General features: G+C 51.2%; 2 protein-coding genes. Both read right to left on the bottom strand.

The window, feature by feature from the left end:
• On the bottom strand, positions 1-7,840 hold a 7,840-nt coding region (locus NAF19_RS26665; RefSeq protein WP_252793418.1), incomplete at its 3' end, for a cadherin-like beta sandwich domain-containing protein.
• 165 nt (positions 7,841-8,005) lie between these two features.
• Entirely contained in the window at positions 8,006-8,623 is a 618-nt protein-coding gene (locus tag NAF19_RS26660) for a response regulator (protein WP_252793417.1), read from the bottom strand.
• Positions 8,624-8,656: the final 33 nt, after the last annotated feature.

Below are 8,656 nucleotides of genomic sequence, written 5' to 3'. Positions count from 1 at the left end.
TCGATATGGTATTTGGTACCGTTGCTGTATAATCCACATAGTCGGGTCCACTTACTATCGTCAGCGTTGTAACGGGGATTACCTTTAGCTGGGTTAATAACGCATTGTTTGATGCCGGGCGGGTTACCGTTACTGTGTAGGTTTTGGTGGTTACCCCATCAGGTGCGGTTACTACCGTTGTTACGGTATTGGGGCCAATAACCAGCGGCAATGCTGCTGATGCTGTTCCAGAGGCTACTGTTGTTCCGTTTACCTTTACCGTAGCACCTGCATCGCTGGTTGCAGGGGTTACTGTTATCGAATTGGTAGCATTGGTTACCGTTGCGGTATAGCTGATTGTGCCCGCCGCAAAAACTGGTGTAAGCGTGCCGCTGCTTAATTTCAGGCCGGCCAGGTTAGCATTAACCGAAATCTGACGCGTAAATTTTATCGAATAGGTTTTGGTGGTTACGCCATCCTGCGCTGTTACAACCGTATTAACTACATTGTCGCCCACGTTTAAAGGTATTGCCGCTGATGGTGTGCCGCTGGCTACCGTAACACCGTTTATCTTTATTGTTGCCGTTGCATCCTGTGTACCTGCAGTAATACTAACGCTGCTTTCACTATTTGGAACCGTAGTCGTATAATCTTTAAAGTCGGGCCCGCTTACCGCTGCCAGCGTTGATGCCGGGGTTGTTTTTAGTGAGGTTAAAAGGGCGTTATTTGACAAGCTATTAACTGTAATGTTTATTGTTGCCTGGCTGCTACCGCCTGGGTTATATGCCGTTACCGTGTAGTTAGTTGCCGGGCTAACAGCAGTTGGCGTACCGCTTATTATGCCTGTTGTGTTATCAAATCTTAAACCGGCAGGCAATGCCGGGCTAATGGAATATGAGCTTTTTATAACTTTGCGTATCAAGTTATTACCCTGGTCCGCAACATAAACATTCCCGTTAAAGTCAGTAGCGGTAGACGTTGGCCCGTTAAAGCTCGATACTGCACCCGCACCATTACCTGAGCCTACAGTGCCGTTTCCGGCAAGTGTGCTTACCATCCCGAAAGGGGTTATCATACGCACAACGTTGTTTCCCTGGTCTGCCACGTATACGTTGCCCTGTGCATCGGTTGATAAACCTGATGGAAAATTGAACATTGCCGAAGTGCTTGCCCCATCGGCGTAGCCCCTGGTGCCGCTACCGGCAAGCGTGCTTACTACGCCGGCCGGCGTAATCTTCCGAATCTGGTTGTTGTTGCCATCGGCCACGTAAACGTTGCCCTGGGTATCAGTAGCTACAGCATAAACCGTTCCGAAACTTGCCGCTGTGCCAGTACCGTTTGTTTTAGTGCCCGGGCCGCCGCCGGCAAATGTAGTTACAGTGCCGTCCGGGGTAATCTTACGAACGCGCCTGTTGCCGAGATCGGCTACAAAAACATTACCCTGGGGGTCGACCGCCACGCCGTATGGGAAATTAAATTGCGCTGCTGTGGCACTCCCGTCGGCATAACCAGCTGTGCCGCTGCCGGCCAAAGTGCTTACTACGCCGCCTGGTGTAATTTTGCGGATCACGGGATTATAGTTGTCGGCAACGTAAACGTTTCCTTGCCCATCAGCCGCTACACCAATTGGTTGATGAAATTCTGCAGAAGTACCCACTCCGTCAACATAGCCTGCCGTTCCGTTACCGGCCAAAGTAGTAACCACGCCTGCAGGCGTAATCTTACGGACCAGGTTATTATATTGATCCGCTACATAAATGTTACCCTGGCTATCGGATCCAACGCCCGGCGGATTAGCGAAGCTTGCAGCACTTCCTGTTCCATCGACCGCACCATACCATTGGCCCGCGAGGGTAGACACTAAAGGAAGCGCCGTCCCGTCTATAGCTCCTCCGGCATTAGTGGGCGCCAACGCCGCTATCGCATTATTAACCTTGTAAGTTGGAGGACCTGCGTAGCTGATGGCAGGTGGCGATACCTGTGTTACCGTAACCGCTATAGTATAAATTTGTGTAGTGGTTCCGTCCTGCGCAATTACCATAATGTTAATATTGTTAAGCCCGACTGAGAGCGGCACATTAATCGAGGGACGATAAGAGGCTGTCCAATTGTTGTTTACATAGGCTGTAGCATTTGGATCGGCGGTAACAGGAGTAACGTTTAGTGAAGTGATAGCGCTGCTTACGCCCATAGTATAATTAATGGTATTTGGGCTAAATGAAGGACTTATTGAGCCATAGTTTATCGTGAGACTAGCCAGGTTATCATTGTTGGATAATTGCGAAACATTAACCGTATAGGTATTTGTTGTTGTGCCGTCTTGCGAAGTAACAACAATGGTGACCGTATTACTGCCTGGAGTAATAGGGATGCTTTGAGAAGCATTGCCAGAACTTACTGTCGTTCCATTTACCGTTATTGTTGCATTGGCATTATTCGCAGTTGGCGTTACCATGAGTGAGGTCACCGCGGCACTTATCGATACATTATAACTGTTAACGCCAGGCGCAAAAGCAGGGTTGAGCGAACCATTACTCGGCGTAAGATTAGTGAGCGTAGCATCATTGGACAGCCGGGTAACCGCTACGGTATAACTATCGGTAGTGAGGCCATCGCTTGCCGTTACCACAACGGGAATGTTATTAACCCCAACAGTGAGGGTTATGGGAGCCGATGCCGAGCCAGATGGCGTACTTGCCCCGTTTACGGTTATAGTAGCCGTAGCGTCGCTCACTGATGGTGTTAGCGTAATTGTTTGAACAGCGCCATTTACGGCAACGGTATAATTGTTAACACCCGGAGAAAAGCCAGGGCTTAAAGTTCCTGTACTAACAGCCAGGCTGGTTAGCGGCACCGGGGGCAGCGGAATGAAAGCCCATGCGGCGCCTGCGTTAGCGTTATCGGTTTGGTCACTGGCAAATGCGGTTGAAGCGTCAGCGCTTATCGCGACCGATTGCCCCATACCGGCCTGGAAATTATTAACTACTTCTCCACCGCCGGTAAGTTTACTGCCATATTGACCCCAGGTGCTGTTATTGCGTCGGAAAACCCACGTCGCGCCTTTATAATTATTATCATCCGGTGCACCGATTACCGCCAAATTTCCATCGGCGCTTAGGCCAACCGATTGCCCAAATACCAAATTTGTTCCGGTGGCTCCTGTCGGCGTAAGTTTATTGCCCTGTTGCGCCCATGCGCCGTTACTACGGGTAAATATCCAGGCAGCGCCCGCAAAGTTATTATCATGATAGCCGCCTATCAGCGCCGTATTGCCGTCGGCACTAAGGGCAATCGCGTTGCCAAATTCTCCATAGTTTCCGGTGGTGCCGGCACCTGTCAGCTTGTTGCCCTGCTGAGCCCAGGTTACATTATTTTTAACAAAAACCCAAACAGCGCCAGTTCGGCCGTTATCGTTATATCCGCCTACCAGTGCCGTATTACCATCGCCGCTAAGTGCAACTGCATTGCCGAAGAAGGAATTGCCTGTTGCGCCTGTTCCGGTAAGCTTGTTACCGTTTTGAGCCCAGGCACCGGTGCCATCCCGCTTAAATATCCAGGCTGCGCCGTGGTATGAATTATCATAAGTACCGCCAATCAAAGCGGTATTGCCATCTGCACTGAGTGCTAACGCCGAGCCGAAATAACTGCCAGGCGAACCTGCAGCGGCATCGAAACCGGTTAGTTTGCCCTGTTGCGTCCAAACCCCGTTGCTGCGCGTAAATGCCCAGAATGCGCCTTTGCCACTGGCATCTGTTTGCGCGCTGAAGATAACCGTATTTCCATCGGCGCTAATGGCAACGGCCGAGCCCTGCGAGGCCGTTCCGATACCGCCGGTACCCGAGAGCATGGCCTGTTGCGTCCAGCCACCGTTTTGGCGAGTAAACACAATAACGCCGCCAGGGATATTATTTATGGCTGCCACCGCTGTGTTGCCATCGGCACTGATCGCAACTGCATGGCCGACTTGCGAAGAAGCGTTAACTCCCGAAGTTGCCACAATTTTACCGCCCTGCTGCATAACCGGCGGTAATGCCGGTGTTACCGTAAAGTTGCCGGCACCGGTAGCTGAACCAAAAATTGTGCTTAGTACGATGTTACCCGTACTAGCCCCCGGCATTACCAATGCTACCAATTGTGAGCCATTACTGGAAACGGCAATAGCAGGCACGCCGCCGATGGAGAGCGATTGTAAGGTTTCCAGATGACTTCCATTTACAGTGATTAACGTACCCACCGGCCCTGATGCAGGGCTGAATGAATTAATTTGCGGCTGACCCGTAGTTATCGTGTTACTCACCACGTTGTTAGCAGTAAGGCAGGTGCCAGTAAGTTGCACGCTGCAATAAATATTGTCATTTCCGGTAAGGCTATTGTCCGCGTAGGTGTTGGCATTAGTTCCAACTACATTACCGTCTTTATACCAGGTATAAACAGCCGTAGCCGTACCCTTATTAACAGTAGCAGTAAAGGTCACATTTTGTGTAGTGCAGCCCGGGCAATTGGATGAAGCCGCAATTGTAGCTGAGGGTGTTACCGTTGTATTTACGGTTACCGTGTCGGCGAGCGTAAGACCAATTGTGCAGGAATTTACGCTATTATAAGTAATGGTCAATTGACCATTACCGCCCTGGTAGCCTTGTGAGTGTACAACATTTTGAAAAAATATTGGATTGGTATAACTGCTTCCGCCTGCGCCGCCGCCAACATCACTGCCACCGCCACCGCCATAAAAGCCGCCGCCACCGCCGCCACCGCCGTTGCCACCCGAACTTAAACCCGGCGCCCCCTGGCCGAGGCTGCCAGGCTGGGCGGTAATATAACCATCGTTACCACCTACGCCACCAGCAGTTTGAGAACCCCCGCCGGCTGCTGTGCCGCGGTAGGAAGTGTTTAGTGGTGCACTATTACCTGTTAATCCCCCGCCGGCTCCTCCTGCCCAGTTATAAGTGGATGTACCAAATATTTGGGGCTGGGCACCGCCACCACCGCCACCTGCTACCAATACCCGGTTGCTAAGTGACAGCCCGTTTATACGTATATCAGTTGCACCGCCACCACCGCCTGCACCACTTTGATAGCCATAAGGTGCGCTACCGCCCCCGTTAAATCCGCCAGGGGTGGGCTGGTTATCGGTGTGTCCATATTGAAAATCACTTCCGGCTCCGCCTACGTAGATACTCAGCACCTGGCCTGGGGTAACGGCCATGGTTGCCTGAACCCTGCCCCCGCTGGCTCGCACACCACCGCCCTGGTCGCTACCCTTGCCGCCCCGGCCTCCGCTTGCATCAACTTGCAGGCTGGTGACACCTGCCGGTACCGTAAAAGTCTGTACGCTGCCGGTGTAATTAAAAACTGCTGTGTCAGCTTGTACCAGTTGGTTAAATCTTGCATAATAGACGGTAGTTTGATAGGGGTTAACCGTAAGGCCGCCACCTCCTGTAGTAGTACCAACCAAGTTGCCGCCTATTGCAGCGTCATACCAGTTAACTGCCTGGTTGTTTTGAGTAACCGATAGTACGCTGCCTCCCGCGCCCGTACAGATTGTGGAAGGTGTTGCTACAGCTTTAGAGACCGAATTTGTTGCATTTATATTTAGGGGTACTCTTTTACCGCTGTTATCCGATACCCAATAAGTGGTATTAACAAATATTGCTGGCGTTGTAAATATAGCGCCCGTATACAAAAGATTGCCCCCTGCGGCAGCATCATACCATGTAAATGGCCCCGTTCCGGTAACTGTAAGCGTGGTTGAACTGCCCGGGCACACGATGGTGCTGCCGGTTACCGAAGGCGACGGTATAACAGTTACCAGCACGCTGGATGTTGCAGTGCAACCCGTTGCTGTGATTGTGCCGGTTACCGTCCACGTTGAAGTGGCGGAAGGTGTAAAAGTAATTGAAGGGCTGTTTATTGCATATGGAGTGGACCATTGATAACTATCTGCGTTGCCGGTGGCCGTGAGTGTTACACTGGTGCCGGCCGCAACGGTTATGGGGTTACCGGCAGTAATAACAGGAATGGGGTTAACCGTTACCGTAGTTTGAGCGGTAGTACTGCATCCCGAATTATTATGCCCCGTAACGGTATATACAGTTGTTGTTGTGGGCGATACATTAACAGTTGCGCCCGTTAAATTGCCCGGCATCCACGTATAGCTGTCCGCACCGGAGGCACTAAATGTTGCCGTTTGCCCGGCACATATCGTTTGCGATGCCGATACCGAAACGTTGGTTACGGTAACCACCACGGTGCTGATATTACTGCAGCCACCATTGGTGAGCGTACCAGTTACGGTATAAGTAGTGGTAATCAAAGGGCTTACCGTAACCGATGCGCCGGTTAAATTGCCAGGTTGCCATACGTAAGTATTTGCACCGGTCGCGGTTAAGGTTACTGCGGTGCCTGCGCAGGTTATTTTATTGGCACCGGCGCTTACTGTTGGCGTAGTATTAACGGTTACAGTAAGCGGTTGCCGGGTAACCACAGCGCAGTTTGCTGATGAATTATAGGTAATAAGTAATTGCCCATTACCACCCTGGTAACCCTGGGTATGCACCACATTTTGGAACAAGGCCGGATCGGTATAACTGCTACCCCCACCGCCGCCGCCAACGTCGCTGCCACCGCCACCGCCATAAAAGCCGCCGCCACCGCCGCCACCGCCGTTGCCACCCGAACTTAATCCATTACCACCCTGCCCCAGGCTGCCAGGCTGGGCAGTTTCATAACCGTTGTTTCCGCCGGCACCGCCCGCGGATTGAGAACCTCCGCCCGCCGCAGTATTGGTGTAAGCTGCATTGAGCGGAGCTGCGCTACCTGTTAACCCTCCGCCGGCTCCTCCTGCCCAGTTATAAGTGGATGTACCAAATATTTGGGGCTGGGCACCGCCACCACCGCCACCTGCTACCAATACCCGGTTGCTAAGTGACAGCCCGTTTATACGTATATCCGTTGCACCGCCACCACCGCCTGCACCACTTTGATAGCCATAAGGTGCGCTACCACCCCCGTTAAACCCGCCGGGGGTAGGTAAATTGTTAGTGGCGCCATAATGAAAATCGTTGCCAGCTCCTCCAACATAAATGCTCAATACCTGGCCGGGCGTAACGGCCATGGTAGCCTGAACCTTGCCTCCTCCGGCACGGACACCACCACCCTGGTCGCTACCCTTCCCACCTCGGCCGCCTCTTGCATCAATTTGCAGGCTGGTGACCCCTGCCGGTACGGTAAAAGTTTGTACCGAGCCTGTATAATTAAATGTAGCTGTATCAATTTTTGCTTGCGATTGCGCATAATAAGTTGTGGTTGCATTTGGCGTTACTACAAATTTACCGCCGCTGGGAACGCCCGCCAGCAAATTGCCGCCTGTTGCAGCGTCATACCAATAAAGGAATTGCCCGGCGGTTGCATCTACATTTGCGGTAAGCGTACTGAACGTACCCTGGCAAATGGTTGCAGGCGTAGCCAATACATTTATGGGCGTTGTTGACGAGGGCTGGCCTGCTACAACAACAGTTACTGCCAGCCTGCTGCTTGTACTGCCGCTTACCGTTTGCTGCACATAATAGTTTTTGTTGGCCGTTAATCCCGGTGTAGTATAGGTAGCCGATGTTGATAGCAGGGTACCACCCGTTAAGGCATCATACCAGCCAAATGAGGCGCCCGATGCGCCGCCGGCGGTAAGCGTTGCCGTGCTGCCGCTGCATATAGTAAAGTTACCTGTAACTGTTGGTGCGGCGGGAGTAGTCTGGGCCTGCGTTCTAAAGGTTAGTGCCAACCCTGCAATAAAAATAATTATCAGCTTAAGTGCCAATGAGGGTTTGGTTATTTTACGTTCAAAATATTTGTAAAGAAGCGGCATAAAATGAATTTTAATGTAAACACGGCATAATTACCCTACATCCTCAAAAATAGCTAGTTATGAGGTACGTGTCTATAACATCTTTGGGGTATACCGGGAGTCGGAAAAGCCCGGAAAGTCGGAAGTCGGAAAAGACAGAAAAGTTAAGACAGATAGAGTAGGTGGTTATCTGAACTCGTTTATCAGTTGCACCCGGCTGTTAATTTGAAGTTTGCGGTATATGTGTTTAATGTGCTGCCGCACGGTATCGGGCGATATATTTAAACGCCAGGCCACCTGTTTGTAGGTATCGCCGTTAATCAGCAATTTAGCCACTTCGTGCTCCCGCCCGGTTAGCTGTTCCGATGCGTTGGTTTCGGCAACTGCAGGCTTTGCTGCAAAATATGCTATCACTTTTTTGGCCACCAGCGGGCTCATAGGTACGCCGCCGTCTACCGTGTCAAGAACCGCCGCTTTAATTTTTGGCAAAGGGGTGTTTTTTAGCAGGTACCCGGTAGCGCCAGCCTGTAAAGCCCTAAATATCCGTTCCTTATCCTCGTAAACAGTAAGCATCAGGATGTTTACCTGCGGATGTTGCTGTTTAATATGAAAAGCGCCTTCCAGCCCGGTAATTCCCGGCAGTTCGATGTCTAGCAAAAGTACATCGGGCGCAATGCCGCTCTGCATAAATTCCTCAACGCTGCCAAATTCGTTCACCTGGCTAAATTCAGGCTGCATCTGCAAAAATTGCAATACGCTGCTCCGTATATAAACGTCATCTTCAACTATGGCAACGGTAATCATATTTCAAATGTGATAATAATAATATTGTTTAGC

The sequence above is a fragment of the Mucilaginibacter flavidus genome (assembly GCF_024055575.1).
Taxonomy (GTDB): domain Bacteria; phylum Bacteroidota; class Bacteroidia; order Sphingobacteriales; family Sphingobacteriaceae; genus Mucilaginibacter; species Mucilaginibacter flavidus.
Note: the sequence above shows the minus strand (reverse complement) of the source record. Positions and strands in the feature narration are given on the sequence as shown.